Raw genomic sequence first — 785 nt, 5'->3', positions numbered from 1 at the left:
ACGCCGACGCCGACCGGTACGTGCAACCTTCCCTCGTCGTACCGCTGGACGTCGACCGGAGCGCTGGCGCAGCCGAGGTCGGGCTGGGTCTCGCTCAAGGACTTCACCGTCGCCCCCTACAACGGGCAGCAGCTGGTCTACGCCACCACCCACGACTTCGGCAGCAGCTGGGGCTCGATGAACTTCGGCCTGTTCACCAACTACTCCCAGATGGGCTCGGCCAGCCAGAACGCGATGAACTCGGCCACCGTGGCACCCTCACTGTTCTACTTCGCGCCCAAGAACATCTGGGTGCTGGCCTACCAGTGGGGCGGCCCCGCCTTCTCCTACCGCACCTCCACCAACCCGACCAACCCCAACGGCTGGTCATCGGCCCAGACGCTGTTCTCCGGCAGCATCTCCGGCTCCAACACCGGTCCCATCGACCAGGCCGTCATCGGCGACGACACGAACATGTACCTGTTCTTCGCGGGTGACAACGGCAAGATCTACCGGGCCAGCATGCCCATCGGCAACTTCCCCGGCAGCTTCGGCTCCACCTCCACCGTCATCATGAGCGACACCACCAACAACCTGTTCGAAGCCGTCCAGGTCTACAAGCTCGCCAACCAGAACCGCTACCTCATGATCGTCGAGGCGATCGGCTCCCAGGGCCGCTACTTCCGCTCCTTCACCGCCACCAGCCTCAACGGCACCTGGACACCCCAGGCCGCCACCGAGAGCAACCCCTTCGCCGGCAAGGCCAACAGCGGCGCCACCTGGACCAACGACATCAGCCACGGCGA

At 65.2% G+C, this 785-nt stretch carries 1 protein-coding gene; it reads left to right on the top strand.

Going from position 1 to position 785, the window contains the following annotated elements; all coding sequences use genetic code 11:
- On the top strand, nucleotides 1–785 hold a 785-nt coding region (locus ACSDR0_RS50875), incomplete at both ends, for a non-reducing end alpha-L-arabinofuranosidase family hydrolase (protein WP_435296181.1).

This window comes from Streptosporangium sp. G11 (assembly GCF_051192615.1).
Classification (GTDB): domain Bacteria; phylum Actinomycetota; class Actinomycetes; order Streptosporangiales; family Streptosporangiaceae; genus Streptosporangium.
Note: the sequence above shows the minus strand (reverse complement) of the source record. Positions and strands in the feature narration are given on the sequence as shown.